Here is a 12,544-nt window from a genome sequence, read left to right as displayed (position 1 = left end):
CAGTATAGGGGAGAAGCGGGTTCGCCCTCAATGCGTGGGCGCCCTGCCCCGACCGGACGTCCCCGCCCCGCGCAGACCGCCCGCCGCCCCGCTCACGAGGATTCCCCCAACGATGGCACGTCTCGTCGCTAGCGACTTCCGTCCCGCCTGGTGGTTGCCCGGCGCCCATCTGCAGACCGTCTGGCCGGCACTGATGCGCCGACGCCCGCCGCTCGACCTGACCCCGAGACGCATCGAACTCAGCGACGGCGACTTCATCGATCTCGCCATCGGGCGGCCTCTCGGTCCACGGGTGGTGGTAATCCACGGACTCGAGGGCAACCTCGAGTCGCACTACGCCGGCTCACTGATCCACGCCCTCGAGGGCGCCGGCTTCCAGCCGGTGTTCATGCATCTGCGCGGTTGTTCGGAGACACCCAACCGGCTCGATCGCTCCTATCACTCGGGGGCCTCGGGGGATCTCGCCGAGGTCCTCGATCAGCTCGCCGCCGACCCCGAGGGTGAGGCGCTGGCCGCGGTCGGCTTCTCGCTCGGCGCCAACCTGTTGCTCAAGTATCTCGGCGAGCGCGACAGCGTACGGGTCGGCGCAGCGATCGCCGTCTCCGTCCCCTTCGTGCTGCGCGACGGCATGCTGCGCTTCAATCGTGGGCTCTCGAGGATCTATCGTCGCTATCTGCTCGACCGGCTCAAGGCCAACCTGCGACGCAAGTTCGCCGATCGCCCCCTGCCGCTGGCGGTCGATCTCGACCGGATCCGCGACTTCAACGACTTCGACGACCAGATCACCGCACCACTCAACGGCTTTGCCGGGGTCTTCGACTACTACAGCCGCTCGAGCTGTCGTGGCTACCTGCGCGGGATCACCACCCCGACATTGATCATCCACGCCGCCGACGACCCCTTCATGTATCCGTCCACGGTCCCGCTGGCACACGAACTCGGCCCCGGCGTCACCCTGGAGCTGAGCCGCCACGGCGGCCATGTCGGCTTCGTCTCCGGCAAGCACCCTTGGCGCCCGGTCTATTGGCTCGAGCAACGTATCCTCGCGCAGCTACGCGACCTGCACGACTGAATCGATCCACTCTGTCCCGGGTATCGCCGAGCGGCGTTCGGCCCGGGGCTTCTATGGTAGTCTTCGCCAATTTTCGAAGGAGAGTCCCGCCAATGCCGCTTGCATTCGCCCCCATCCTTGCCGCCGCCCTGCTCGCTCTCGCTCTGGGTGGCTGCGCCACCCCCGAGACCAACAGCGACTTCAAGGCCCAGGACCCGCAGTCACAGACCTGTCTGGCACGTTGCGAGATCGCCCGCACCCAGTGCGAGCAGCGCCAGCAGTTGCGCGAGACCGAGTGTCAGACCCATGTACGCATGGTCGGCGAGGACTACGAGACCTGCGTCGCCAATCGCGGCACCGGCTGCCTGAAGCCCGACGTCTGTCTTGGCGCAGACCTGCGGATCTGCCGTATCCAGCACGAAGAGTGCGTGAGCGCCTGCGCGGCGAGCCACCGCGCCACCACCGCACCGAGCGATGTCGAAGCGGCAGCGTCCGCTGAGAAAGAAGAGCAGGCCGAGAGCTGAACGCCCCCGGCCAGGTAGGATGGCGAACGGGCGGCGATCGTGCCGCCCGCCCCGTTCAGCCCATCTCGAGCAGGGCGCGCAGCTCGATGATCGCCGCGTTGGCCCGTGAGATGTAGGAAGCCATCACCAGCGAGTGATTGGCCATCGGGCCGAACCCGGTACCGTTGAGGATCAACGGACTCCAGATCGGGCTCTGCGTCTCCTCGAGCTTGCGAATGATCTGGCGCAGCGAGACCAGCGCGTTCTTGTTCTCGAGCACCGACTTGAAATCACCCTCGATTGCCTGGAGCGTGTGGAGCAACGCCCAGGTGTAACCACGCGCCTCGAAGAAGACGTCGTCGATCTGATTCCACGGCGTCTTCTGCACCCGCTCCTCGGGAGCTGCCGTCGACTGGCGTGCGCTCGGATCGCCGGCCAGATCGGTGTTGAGCTGGCGCTGGCCCACGGCATAGGACAGACGCTGCGCAAGACTCCCCAGACGCTTCTCCACCAGCCCCAGATACATCGTCAGGTTGTCGGCGCGGGCGAAGAACTGACCATCCTGAGCGCGCTCGTCGGAGAGTCGCTCAAGATAACGATAGAGCGCATCGACACCCTTGCGGTACTCGGACTCGCTCGAGGGCAGGATCCAGGAGTTGGAGTTGTAGTTGAACTGCGGCTGAGCAACCTGCAGGTCGACGTCCTCGATCGACTGCGACTGGGCTCGACTGAGGTGATTGCGCAGCGAATCGGCCAGGTCGCGCACCTCGGTCAGGGCGCCGAACTCCCAACTGGGGATGTTGTCGAGATAGACCCCGGGCGGCATTACATCATTGGTGAGATAACCGCCGGGCTTGTCGAGCAAGGTTTCGACGATGCGGATGGCGGTGGCCGTGGTCAGGGTGCCGGGAACCAGCAGGCTCTCTTCGCCTCCGACCATTTCCAGGGCATTTTCGCGCACGTCGAACTCGCCCGGCGAGCGCGACCAGATGATGCCGAGCACCAGCACCACCAGCAGGTAAGTGACCAGGAACACCCCACTGGTCCACCAGATGCCCTTCTCGCGCCAGATGCGCGGATCATAGAGTTCCATCAAATTCTTGGCTCGTCGACTGGTCGCGGCCCTGAGGCCGGATAGATTCAGGTCCATCACTTGACTCCTTACTGACTGAAAGTCTGACAAGGACGCAGCCCCCATGGCGGTACGGGGGACAGCGTCCCGGAATTCGTCGTACCGCGGCCCGGGCTACGCGATGCGCGACCCGACGAGCGAGAGGCCCGCGCCCACCTCGAGTGATTGCGGACAGACAACCGGGCGTGTCGGGCGCAACCCGCCCTGACATCGAACCCGACCCTACCATTCTCGCCCCGAGACCGGCCCCGGGTCCATGCGGTGTTGCCTAGAGACTGCACCATGTGCCGAACGTTCCCCAAGACACATGCGCTATTGCCACCGGCAACCGCCACGGTCGTCAGCGAGCGCGCATGGAAGACACGTCTCGTCCACCTTTGATGCTGTGTGCACCGGTGCAGTTTCACAATCCACCCGATTGAGATAACGCATCAACTTTTTGTTGACATCGGTGTTGAATGGCCAAGAGAATCGATCTTTCCTTTTATTTTGTGCGGAAAGCGACAACCGCACCGCGTCCCCGCTGAGCTGGACCCGAAACACAGACATCGAGCGCCGAGCGGCACTGGTCTGGGGCTGCAGGCAGCGGCGCGCGGCGCCGAGTCGAGGCACAGACCCCACTCATCGTGTTTCGGGTAAACCCATGCAACGAGAATCGATCGACGCCATCGAGGCGAATCCGCGCTATCAGGAGCTGGTCAGATCACGCAAGCGCTTCGCCTGGGTGCTGACTCTGCTGATGCTGAGCATCTACTACGGCTTCATCCTCACCATCGCCTTCGCCCCTGAACTCCTGGCGATCCCGGTCGCCGAGGGCGCAATCATGACCATCGGCATGCCGCTCGGCGTGATCATCATCCTCAGCGCCTTCCTGCTCACCGGCATCTACGTGGCGCGCGCCAACGGTCACTTCGACCGCCTGACCAAAGAGATCCAGGAGGAGGCACGATGAAACGTCTCGCACCCTGGGGCGTACTCGCCGCCCTGCTCGTCCCCTTCGGTCTCGCCGCCGCCCCGGCGATGAGCGGCGCGGTGGAGAAACAGGCGATCAACGTCACCGCCATCAGCATGTTCGTCGCCTTCGTCGTCGGCACCCTCGGCATCACCTACTGGGCGGCGCGACGCACCCGCAGCGCCAAGGACTTCTATACCGCCGGCGGCGGCATCACCGGCTTCCAGAACGGTCTAGCGATCGCCGGCGACTACATGTCGGCGGCCTCCTTCCTCGGCATCTCCGGGCTGGTCTTCGCCTCCGGCTACGACGGCCTGATCTACTCGATCGGCTTCCTCGTCGGCTGGCCGGTGATCATGTTCCTGCTCGCCGAGCAGATCCGTAACCTCGGCAAGTTCACCTTCGCCGACGTCGCCTCCTACCGCTTCGGCCAGACCCAGATCCGCACCATGGCCGCGCTCTCCTCGCTGGTGGTGGTCGCCTTCTATCTGATCGCGCAGATGGTCGGCGCCGGCAAGCTGATCCAGTTGTTGTTCGGTCTCGAGTACTGGATGGCGGTGGTCGCCGTCGGCGTGCTGATGATGGTCTACGTCATCTTCGGCGGCATGACCGCCACCACCTGGGTGCAGATCATCAAGGCGGTGCTGCTGCTCTCCGGCGCCACCTTCATGGCCTTCGCCGCGCTCTCGGCCTTCGGCTTCTCCCCCGAGGAGATGTTCCGCCAGGCCACCGAGACCCACCCCAATGGTCTCGACATCATGGGACCGGGCTCGCTGGTGCAGGATCCGATCAACGCCATCTCGCTGGGGCTGGCGCTGATGTTCGGCACCGCCGGCCTGCCGCACATCCTGATGCGCTTCTTCACCGTCCCGGACGCCAAGGAGGCGCGCAAGTCGGTGTTCTACGCCACCGGCTTCATCGGCTACTTCTACATCCTCACCTTCATCATCGGCTTCGCCTCGATCGTGCTGCTCGCCCAGCACCCCGAGTTCTTCAAACCCGAGGCGTTGAGCGCCGAGGGTGCGGTACTCAGCGAGCGCCTGGTCAGCGGGGTCGAGGGCGGAACCAACATGGTCGCGATCCGACTCGCCGAGGCCGTCGGCGGCAACCTCTTCCTCGGCTTCATCTCGGCGGTGGCCTTCGCCACCATCCTCGCGGTGGTCGCTGGGTTGACCCTGGCCGGTGCCTCGGCCATCTCCCACGACCTTTATGCCAGCGTGATCGCGCGCGGTCGCGGCAATGAGGCCACCGAGATCCGCATCTCGCGCTTCGCTACCTTCGGGCTCGGGCTGATCGCCATCGCGCTCGGCATCGCCTTCGAGAGCCAGAACGTCGCCTTCATGGTCGGCCTGGCCTTCGCGATCGCCGCCAGCGCCAATTTCCCGGTGCTGGCCGCCTCGATCTTCTGGGGACGGATGACCACCCGAGGAGCGCTGGCCGGCGGCCTCGCCGGCCTGCTCAGCGCAGTGGTGCTGACGGTGCTGTCGAAGGCGGTGTGGGGCGATGTGCTCGGTCACACCGCGCCCGGCCCCGACGGCACCCCGGTGCCGGTCGGTCTGATCGGGCTCGACAACCCGGCGATCGTCTCCATCCCGATGGCCTTCTTCTTCATCTGGCTGGTCTCGCTGCTCGACAACTCCGAGCAGGCCCAGCGCGAGCGCAGCGCCTATCGCGCCCAGCGCATCCGCTGCGAGACCGGGATCGGTGCCGAGGGGGCCGCGAGCCACTGAGGTCCACTCACCGCCCGCGCACGCGGGCGGTGGCGTCGAGGCGCAGGGACGCGCCACCACTGCTCCGATCGTCCGGGCGCAACGCCCGGGCGCCCTTCATCTCCCGCCCCGCATCCCCCCGTTTTCGCCATCTACGGCCCACTCACCCGGCAGCACCGGACGCAGCAGCGTCTATACTGGATAAAAACAAGAAAAACAGCGGATTAACCAGACAGCCCCGGGAGGATGAAAACACCATGTACGCAAATCGCGATGATGCCGAACGCCGCCGCTACGAGCGCCGCGAATGGACCGGTGAGGCACGGCTGATCCCACTCTCGGGAGAGCGGATCGAGCGACGTCAGCACGTCTATCACGTCAACGGACACGACATCGGCGAGGGAGGGATGTGCATCAGCGCCGGCGAACGCTTCGCCATCCGCTCGCGACTGCTGCTGGAGATGGCGATCGAAGACACGCTCGAGCCGCTGCAGGTGACCGGCTCGGTGGTCTGGGTCGAGGCCGAACACGACGCCCAGCGCTGGATGATCGGCATCGCCTTCTGCGCGCCGCCTGCCTATCCGCCGCGCATCGACCGTCACACCACCGCCGAGACCCACGCCCACTGAGTCCGCCGCACGCGCCAGCAGGACGGCGCGCCCAGCCTCACCAACCTCCAGCCGATCAGAGCAACCAGGCCGCGCCGAGGAGAACCAGCGCGGCCATGGCACCGGCGATCAGATCGTCGAGCATGATACCGAGCCCGCCCTCGACATGACGATCAGCGAGACGCACCGGCCAGGGCTTCCAGATGTCGAACAGCCGGAACAACAGGAACCCGACGAGGATCCAGCCCCACCCGGCCGGCGCGACCGCCATCGTCAGCCAGAAACCAACGAACTCGTCCCACACGATCGCCGAGGGATCGTGCAGTCCCAGCTCGCGCGCGGTGCGCCCACAGGCCCAGATACCGATGCCGGTGGCGAGCACCAGCACGCCGACGTAGAAAGGCCAGGACAGCCCGGCGAACAGCAGATAGAGCGGGATCGCCGCCAGGGTGCCGAAGGTGCCGGGCGCGCGCGGCGCCAGCCCCGAACCGAGCCCGAAGGCGATCCAGTGGTGTGCGCGACGCGGGTCGAAGCCCGCGCGCGCCGGGCGCTCAGGCGCCGGCGAAGTGGTCATAGCCCTTCCTCGTGGGGTTCAGCTCGGTGCCGTCGGGCAGCAGGCAACGCAGCGCGTCGCCATCGCCGCGGATGATACCGACCGGGGTCAGACGACAGCCGAGACGCTGCCCCAGCGCCAGGATCTCACCGTCGCGCCCGGGCGGCGCGCAGAAACAGAGCTCGTAGTCGTCGCCACCGGCGAGCGCGAGCGACCAGTCCGCACGCGTGGCCACCGCCTCACCGAGCGGCAACGCGCCGAGCTGCAGCTCGGCGCCGACGCCGGAAGCGGCGAGCACATGCCCGAGGTCGGCGACGAGCCCGTCGGAGAGATCGATCGCGGCGCTGGCCACACCACGCAGGGCACGCCCGAGCGCGACCCTGGGAGTCGGGCGTTCGAGCCGCGCGCGTAGCGCCGCATCGGGATCGCGACCGGCCTGCAGCTCGGCGAGCGCCAGCGCCGCGTCGCCCAGGGTACCGCTGACCCAGATGCGATCGCCCGCGCGCGCGCCATCACGACGCAGCGCCGACTCGGGTGGCACCAGCCCCTGGAGCTGCAGGGTGATGGTCAGTGGCCCCCGGGTGGTGTCACCCCCAACCAGCCGCACCCCGTGGGCGCGGGCCAGCTCACCGAGACCGGCGGCGAAGGCCGCGAGCCATGCCGGATCGGAGGCGGGCAGGGTCAGCGCCAGGGTCGCCCAGGCGGGCTCCGCGCCCATCGCGGCGAGATCGCTGAGACTCACCGCCAGGGTCTTGTGACCGAGGGCATGGGGATCGCAGTCGGGGAAGAAATGAACGCCGGCGACCAGGGTGTCGAGGCTGACAGCCAACGACTGCCCCGGCGGCACCCGCAACAGGGCGCAGTCGTCGCCGACCCCGAGCAGCACATCCTCGCGTGCCGCGCCGAGTCCGGCGAAGTGCGCTCCGATCAGCGCGAACTCCGCGCCGGGTTCAACCGTCACCGTTGGGATGTTCGGCGGCGCGACGCGCCACCGCCTGATGACGGGCGATCTTGTCGAGCACGCCGTTGACGTACTTGTGACCCTCATGGGCGCCGAGCAGCTTGGTCAGCTCGACGGCCTCGTTGATCGCCACCCCGTCGGGGATCGCCGCCGAGAACAGGATCTCGAAGGCACCGATACGCAGGATCGCCAGCTCCACCGGATCGACCTGCTCGATCGGACGATCGAGAAAACGGCTGAGCTGGGCATCGATCGGCTCGATGCGCTCGGGGACCCCGGCGAGCAGCTGCTCGAACAGTTCGAGATTGAAGCGGAAGCGCTGCGCCGAGGCCAGCGCCTCGTCCTCCTCGATGCCTTGCAGCGACGCCGAGACGGCATCGAGCCAGGTCGGATCGTCGAGCATGTGGCGCTTGATCGCCATCGGGTCCTCACCGGTGAGCCGCCACTGGTAGAGGGCCAGCGCCGCATAGCGGCGCGCCTGGGTGCGTGGACTCGCCATTTCAGTCGAACTGCCGTGCCAGCGAGACCATCTCCAGCGCCGAGAGCGCGGCCTCGGCGCCCTTGTTGCCGGCCTTGGTACCGGCGCGCTCGATTGCCTGCTCGATGCTGTCGACGGTGAGCACGCCGAAGGCGATCGGCAGCCGGTGGCTGAGACCGACCTGCGCGAGCCCCTTGACGCACTCGTTGGCGACGTACTCGAAGTGCGGGGTGCCACCGCGGATTACCGCGCCGAGGGCAACGATGGCGTCGAAACCACCGCGCGCGGCGATCTGCTCGGCGGCCACCGGCATCTCGAAGGCGCCGGGCACGCGCACGATGGTGATGTCCGACTCCTCGACCCCGTGACGACGCAGCGCGTCGATCGCGCCCCGCTCCAGGCTGTCGACGACGAAGTTGTTCCAGCGCGCCACCAGCAGACAGAAGCGGGCGCCATCGGCACGCATGGTGCCTTCGATGGTATGAATGGTCATCTCGGTTTGTCCTCTCAGGATTGGCGACCACCGGTGTATTCGACCACTTCCAGGTCGAACCCGGAGATGGCATGCATCGACTTCGGCGCGCTCATCACGCGCATCTTGCGCACGCCCAGATCGGCGAGGATCTGCGCGCCGATACCGAAGGTGCGCAGCGTATGACCGTCCTGCTGCCGGCGCGGCGGCACCTCGTCGTCGCGGTCATGGAAATCGAAGTCCTTGATCCGCGCCAGCAGATCCTCGGCTCGATCGCGGTTGCGCAGCACCACGATCACCCCCTCGCCGGCCTCGCCGACCTGGCGCATCACGTCGCGCAGCGGCCAGCCGCAGGCGCCGTGATCGGCCTCGAACAGGTCGCAGAGACTATTTTGCAGATGCACCCGCACCAGAGTCGGGCGCTCCGGATCGATCTCGCCGAGGGTCAGCGCCAGGTGCAGCTCGTGATCGATGCTGTCGCGATAGGCGTGCAGCTTGAAGGTCGCGTGGGGCGTGGGCAGCTCGCAACCGCTCTCGCGCACCACCGCACGCTCGTTGCGCACCCGGTAGTGGATGAGGTCGGCGATGGTACCGATCTTCAATCCGTGGGTCTCGGCGAAGCGCTCGAGATCGGGGCGGCGCGCCATGGTGCCGTCCTCGTTGAGGATCTCGACGATCACCGCCGCCGGGGTGTGACCGGCAAGCCGGGCGAGATCGCAGCCGGCCTCGGTGTGACCGGCGCGCACCAGCACCCCGCCGGGCTGGGCCATCAGCGGGAAGATGTGCCCCGGCTGCACCAGATCGCGTTCGGTCGCCTCGGGGGCGACCGCGGCGCGCACCGTGGTCGCACGATCGGCCGCAGAGATGCCGGTGGTGACACCTTGCGCGGCCTCGATCGAGACGGTGAAGGCGGTCGCGTGCGGGGCCTGGTTGTCATTGACCATCGGCGCCAGGCGCAGCTGCTCACAACGCTCCTGGGTGAGCGTCAGGCAGATCAGGCCACGACCGTATTTGGCCATGAAGTTGATCGCCTCTGGGGTGACACAGTCGGCCGGAAGCAGCAGATCACCCTCGTTCTCGCGATCCTCGTCGTCCATGATCACCACCATGCGCCCGGCGCGCAGCTCGGCGATGATCTCCTCGGTCGTGTTCAGGCCGGTATGGCTCATAGCAAATGGGGTCTTTTCGAGCGAAGCCAGTAAGTTTAACAGACGGTCAAGCGCCTGCGTGGACGGAAGCGACACCAAGTCAGCCTCCAGCCATCGGCATCCAGCCGCCAGCGGGCGTTCTCTCCCGCCGTCGCCAATAGAACGACGCACCCGTAGAACGACGCACCCGCCATCACCGCAGCATGGGCAAACATGGTTTCAGCGGCCAGCGGCCAGCGGCCAGCGGCCAGCGGCCAGCGGCCAGCGGCCAGCGGCCAGGAGATTGGAACCGCAAAGCCGCAAAGAGCGCGAAGGGATTCAAGCTGCCAGCCATCAGCGGCCAGCCGCCAGCGGAGGGACGGCCTCGACGAAAGCGCCACTCACCATTCACTGTCAGCGGCCAGTTGGCGTACGTTTTCGACCAACACTCGAAGACAGGCAGCCACTGGCGGCTGGAGGCTGATCGCTGGCAGCTCTTCTCCCCTTCGCGCCCTTTGCGGCTTTGCGGTTCAATCCGCTGGCGGCTGACGGCTGGCGGCTGAAAGCTGGCGAAAGCGGTCTCAGCCGAACCCGTGACGGCTGAGGAAGTCGCGGGTGATGCGCTCGCCCTCGCCCTCGGGTGCGGCGGCCTGCTCGCCGAGCACCAGGCGTTCGAGATAGCGGGCGATCAGGTCGACCTCGAGGTTGACCCGACTGCCGGCGCGATAGCCGCCAATGATGGTCTCCTCCAGGGTGTGGGGGACGATGTTGAGTTCGAACACCGCGCCCTCGACACGATTGACGGTGAGGCTGGTGCCGTCGAGACAGATTGAGCCCTTGGGCGCGATATAGCGCGCCAGCGCGTCCGGGGCGCGGATCCGCAGCCGGGTCGAGCGGCCGTCGGCGCCGACCTCCAGCACCTCGCCCAGACCGTCGACATGACCGCTGACCAGATGACCGCCGAGCGGGGTCGAGAGGGTGAGCGCGCGCTCCAGGTTGACCGCGCCGCCCTGCCCCAGCGCGCCCAGGGTGGTCAGCGACAGGGTCTCGCGCGAGACATCGGCGGCGAAACGCGCGGCCCCCAGCTCGACGGCGGTCAGACAGACACCGTTGACCGCGATGCTGTCGCCGAGTGCGGTGCTCGAGAGATCGAGATCGGCGGTGTCGATATGCAGCCTGACATCGCCGCCGCGCGGCTCCTGGCGCGCGATGCGCCCGACGGCCTGGATGATTCCGGTGAACATGACGGACTCCTCAGCGATGACGCGCGACGGCGTCGAGGTTGACTCGGGGGACGAGGCGCCACCGACGCCGACGCTAGCGCGCCGACGGGCGCAGCAACAGGCGCAGATCGGGACCGATACGACGGGCATCGACGAAGACCAGCGCGAGCCGATCGGCCATCTGCTCGATACCGGGCAGGCGCACCAGCCCGCGGGCGCAGTCACCCATCAGGTGCGGGGCGAGATAGACCACCAACTCGTCGACCAGCCCGGCGGCGAGCGCCGCCCCGGCCAGGGTCGGACCGCTCTCGATCAGCGCCTCGTTGATCTCGCGTCGTGCCAGCTCGGCGAGCAGCGCGGCGAGATCGACGCGCCCGTCGGCACCGCCGCAGACCAGGGTCTCGGCGCCGACGGCAACGAGCGCGCGCTGGCGCTCGAGGTCGGGCGCCGCGCCGACCACCAGGGTGGTGCCGGGCAGCCCCAACATCCGCGCCGTCGGCGGCGTGCGCCAGCGGCTGTCGAGCACCACCCGCAGCGGCTGCAGCACCGGATCGCCCGGCATCAGCCCGGGCAGCGCCTCGGGAGCGAGCCGGACGTTGAGGCTGGGATCGTCGGCGAGCAGGGTCTCAACCCCGGTGATGATCGCGCCGCTGCCCGCGCGCAGCCGCTGCACGTCGGCGCGCGCCTGCTCGGAGGTGATCCAGCGGCTCTCGCCGTCGGCCATCGCGGTCCGACCATCGAGGCTCGCGGCGAGCTTGCAGCGCACCAGTGGACGGCCCGCGCGCATCCGCTGCACGAACCCTGGGTTGAGCGCCTCGGCGGCGGCGGCCTGCACCCCGACCAGGGTGGCGATGCCGGCGGCCTCGAGCCGAGCGATACCGCGCCCCGCAACCCGGGGGTTGGGATCGACCATGGCGCAGACCACCCGACCGACACCCGCCTCGACCAGCGCATCGGCGCACGGCGGGGTACGACCGTGATGGCTGCAGGGCTCGAGGGTGACATAGACGGTGGCGCCGCGGGCACGCGCGCCGGCTGCGGCCAGGGCGTGACGCTCGGCGTGCGGACCACCGGCGCGCCGGTGCCAGCCCTCGCCGACCAGCACGCCGTCGCGCACAATCACACAGCCGACGCGCGGGTTGGGCGCGGTGCTGTAGCGGCCCTGCTCGGCCAGACGCAGCGCGTGCGCCATCCAGGCCTGATCCGTGGGCGTGACCTCAGTCGGTGTCGCCATCATCGTCATCCGCTGTCACCGTCGCGCCGACCGGCTCGCGTTCGAGCCGTTCGATCTCGGCGCGGAAGGCGGCCACGTCCTCGAACTTGCGATAGACCGAGGCGAAACGCACGTAGGCGACCTGATCGAGCCCACGTAGCTCATCCATCACCAGATCACCGAGACGCATCGAGTCGACCTCGCTCTCGCCACAGGACATCAGGGTGCGACGGATGCGCGAGAGCGCCGCCTCGATCTCGGCGGTACCGACCGGGCGCTTCTCCAGCGCCCGCATCATCCCCGAGCGCAGCTTGTCGGGATCGAAGGGGACCCGAGTACCGTCGCGCTTGACGATCCGGGGCAGGTTGAGTTCGGCACGCTCGTAGGTGGTGAAGCGCTCCTCGCACACCACACACTTGCGCCGCCGGCGCACCTGATCACCCTCGTCGAACAGTCGTGAGTCGACGACCTTGGTGTCATGGGCACCGCAGAATGGACAGCGCACGCTCTAACCCTCCGACGCCGACACGGCACCACCGCGCGGAACACCCGCAGGCGCTCC

The 12,544-nt window shown here is 67.8% G+C and carries 14 protein-coding genes; 5 read left to right on the top strand and 9 right to left on the bottom strand.

What is annotated here, in order from left to right:
• The first annotated feature begins 112 nt into the window (after positions 1 to 112).
• Entirely contained in the window at positions 113 to 1,072 is a 960-nt protein-coding gene (locus tag MARPU_RS05030; RefSeq protein ID WP_005220428.1) for a hydrolase, read from the top strand.
• A 92-nt stretch (positions 1,073 to 1,164) separates the two neighbouring features.
• Entirely contained in the window at positions 1,165 to 1,575 is a 411-nt protein-coding gene (locus tag MARPU_RS05025) for a hypothetical protein (protein WP_005220426.1), read from the top strand.
• Positions 1,576 to 1,630: 55 nt separating this feature from the next.
• Here MARPU_RS05025 and MARPU_RS05020 read toward each other — a convergent pair whose 3' ends face one another.
• Entirely contained in the window at positions 1,631 to 2,647 is a 1,017-nt protein-coding gene (locus MARPU_RS05020) for a DUF2333 family protein (protein ID WP_232229500.1), read from the bottom strand.
• A 682-nt stretch (positions 2,648 to 3,329) separates the two neighbouring features.
• On the opposite strand from MARPU_RS05020, the gene MARPU_RS05015 reads away from it, so the two are divergent.
• The 3 genes from MARPU_RS05015 to MARPU_RS05005 all read left to right on the top strand — a co-directional run bounded on the left by MARPU_RS05015 (position 3,330) and on the right by MARPU_RS05005 (position 5,976).
• Positions 3,330 to 3,638 carry a DUF485 domain-containing protein gene (locus MARPU_RS05015; RefSeq protein ID WP_005220421.1) on the top strand — a complete coding sequence of 103 codons (309 nt, stop codon included), beginning with the start codon at positions 3,330 to 3,332 and terminating at the stop codon, positions 3,636 to 3,638.
• Positions 3,635 to 5,368 carry a cation acetate symporter gene (locus tag MARPU_RS05010; protein ID WP_005220420.1) on the top strand — a complete coding sequence of 578 codons (1,734 nt, stop codon included), beginning with the start codon at positions 3,635 to 3,637 and terminating at the stop codon, positions 5,366 to 5,368. The genes MARPU_RS05015 and MARPU_RS05010 overlap by 4 nt, the downstream gene beginning before the upstream one ends.
• Positions 5,369 to 5,604: 236 nt before the next feature.
• Positions 5,605 to 5,976: a PilZ domain-containing protein gene (locus MARPU_RS05005; protein WP_005220417.1), complete on the top strand. Its 372-nt coding sequence runs from the start codon at positions 5,605 to 5,607 to the stop codon at positions 5,974 to 5,976.
• A gap of 55 nt (positions 5,977 to 6,031) precedes the next feature.
• Here the strand turns inward: MARPU_RS05005 and MARPU_RS05000 are convergent, their stop codons facing one another.
• From MARPU_RS05000 to nrdR, 8 genes are all read right to left on the bottom strand, one after another.
• Positions 6,032 to 6,529 carry a phosphatidylglycerophosphatase A family protein gene (locus tag MARPU_RS05000; protein ID WP_005220416.1) on the bottom strand — a complete coding sequence of 166 codons (498 nt, stop codon included), beginning with the start codon at positions 6,527 to 6,529 and terminating at the stop codon, positions 6,032 to 6,034.
• A complete protein-coding gene (thiL, locus tag MARPU_RS04995) occupies positions 6,507 to 7,469 on the bottom strand; it encodes a thiamine-phosphate kinase (RefSeq protein WP_005220413.1) in 963 nt (320 codons plus the stop codon). Before thiL ends, MARPU_RS05000 begins: the two co-directional genes overlap by 23 nt.
• Positions 7,459 to 7,968 carry a transcription antitermination factor NusB gene (gene nusB, locus MARPU_RS04990; RefSeq protein WP_005220411.1) on the bottom strand — a complete coding sequence of 170 codons (510 nt, stop codon included), beginning with the start codon at positions 7,966 to 7,968 and terminating at the stop codon, positions 7,459 to 7,461. Before nusB ends, thiL begins: the two co-directional genes overlap by 11 nt.
• A 1-nt stretch (position 7,969) precedes the next feature.
• On the bottom strand, positions 7,970 to 8,440 hold the full coding sequence (gene ribH, locus MARPU_RS04985; RefSeq protein WP_005220409.1) for a 6,7-dimethyl-8-ribityllumazine synthase: 471 nt from the start codon (positions 8,438 to 8,440) through the stop codon (positions 7,970 to 7,972).
• 14 nt (positions 8,441 to 8,454) lie between these two features.
• Positions 8,455 to 9,588, bottom strand: coding sequence for a bifunctional 3,4-dihydroxy-2-butanone-4-phosphate synthase/GTP cyclohydrolase II (ribBA, locus tag MARPU_RS04980; protein WP_025275117.1), 1,134 nt, complete (start codon positions 9,586 to 9,588; stop codon positions 8,455 to 8,457).
• A gap of 539 nt (positions 9,589 to 10,127) precedes the next feature.
• Positions 10,128 to 10,790 (bottom strand): riboflavin synthase, encoded by a 663-nt coding sequence (locus MARPU_RS04975; RefSeq protein WP_005220405.1) that lies wholly within the window; start codon positions 10,788 to 10,790, stop codon positions 10,128 to 10,130.
• A 73-nt stretch (positions 10,791 to 10,863) separates the two neighbouring features.
• A complete protein-coding gene (gene ribD / locus MARPU_RS04970) occupies positions 10,864 to 12,003 on the bottom strand; it encodes a bifunctional diaminohydroxyphosphoribosylaminopyrimidine deaminase/5-amino-6-(5-phosphoribosylamino)uracil reductase RibD (protein WP_043762482.1) in 1,140 nt (379 codons plus the stop codon).
• A complete protein-coding gene (gene nrdR / locus MARPU_RS04965) occupies positions 11,987 to 12,487 on the bottom strand; it encodes a transcriptional regulator NrdR (protein WP_005220402.1) in 501 nt (166 codons plus the stop codon). Before nrdR ends, ribD begins: the two co-directional genes overlap by 17 nt.
• Positions 12,488 to 12,544: the final 57 nt, after the last annotated feature.

Origin of the sequence: Marichromatium purpuratum 984, from assembly GCF_000224005.2 — a bacterium.
GTDB classification, from domain to species: domain Bacteria; phylum Pseudomonadota; class Gammaproteobacteria; order Chromatiales; family Chromatiaceae; genus Marichromatium; species Marichromatium purpuratum.
This window is presented reverse-complemented; position numbering and strand designations above follow the sequence as displayed.

What these genes read in the sequence shown, in the direction of transcription:
- MARPU_RS05030 (WP_005220428.1), top strand. Translation starts at nt 113, where the DNA reads ATGGCACGTCTCGTCGCTAGCGACTTCCGTCCCGCCTGGTGGTTGCCC.
- MARPU_RS05025 (WP_005220426.1), top strand. Translation starts at nt 1,165, where the DNA reads ATGCCGCTTGCATTCGCCCCCATCCTTGCCGCCGCCCTGCTCGCTCTC.
- MARPU_RS05020 (WP_232229500.1), bottom strand. Translation starts at nt 2,647, where the DNA reads ATGGAACTCTATGATCCGCGCATCTGGCGCGAGAAGGGCATCTGGTGG.
- MARPU_RS05015 (WP_005220421.1), top strand. Translation starts at nt 3,330, where the DNA reads ATGCAACGAGAATCGATCGACGCCATCGAGGCGAATCCGCGCTATCAG.
- MARPU_RS05010 (WP_005220420.1), top strand. Translation starts at nt 3,635, where the DNA reads ATGAAACGTCTCGCACCCTGGGGCGTACTCGCCGCCCTGCTCGTCCCC.
- MARPU_RS05005 (WP_005220417.1), top strand. Translation starts at nt 5,605, where the DNA reads ATGTACGCAAATCGCGATGATGCCGAACGCCGCCGCTACGAGCGCCGC.
- MARPU_RS05000 (WP_005220416.1), bottom strand. Translation starts at nt 6,529, where the DNA reads ATGACCACTTCGCCGGCGCCTGAGCGCCCGGCGCGCGCGGGCTTCGAC.
- nusB (WP_005220411.1), bottom strand. Translation starts at nt 7,968, where the DNA reads ATGGCGAGTCCACGCACCCAGGCGCGCCGCTATGCGGCGCTGGCCCTC.
- ribH (WP_005220409.1), bottom strand. Translation starts at nt 8,440, where the DNA reads ATGACCATTCATACCATCGAAGGCACCATGCGTGCCGATGGCGCCCGC.
- ribBA (WP_025275117.1), bottom strand. Translation starts at nt 9,588, where the DNA reads ATGAGCCATACCGGCCTGAACACGACCGAGGAGATCATCGCCGAGCTG.
- MARPU_RS04975 (WP_005220405.1), bottom strand. Translation starts at nt 10,790, where the DNA reads ATGTTCACCGGAATCATCCAGGCCGTCGGGCGCATCGCGCGCCAGGAG.
- ribD (WP_043762482.1), bottom strand. Translation starts at nt 12,003, where the DNA reads ATGGCGACACCGACTGAGGTCACGCCCACGGATCAGGCCTGGATGGCG.